A 249-nucleotide genomic window follows, 5' to 3' on the forward strand; every position below is an offset into this window, starting at 1 on the left:
CCGTGGTGAAAAACCGCGAGCATTTCTGGGGCATGCCCAAGCGCGGGTTGGCGTTCCTGTTGGCCAACGTCATTTTCTGGCAACCGGTCTGGGCGCAGGCCGACGGCATCGTGGTGGCCAATCCCGGCACCAGCCTCGGTCAGGCGGGCAACGGCGTGCCGATCGTCAACATCGCCACGCCCAATGGCAGCGGTCTGTCGCATAACCAGTTCGTCGACTACAACGTCGGCAATTCGGGCGTCATCCTCA

The 249-nt window shown here is 63.1% G+C and carries 1 protein-coding gene; it reads left to right on the top strand.

Going from position 1 to position 249, the window contains the following annotated elements; all coding sequences use genetic code 11:
* Window positions 1-32 precede the first annotated feature (32 nt).
* Window positions 33-249: two-partner secretion domain-containing protein (locus tag ACW9JE_RS30975; RefSeq protein ID WP_457434943.1), on the top strand; the 217-nt coding region annotated here is incomplete at its 3' end.

Source organism: Pseudomonas sp. SDO55104_S430 (genome assembly GCF_054070595.1).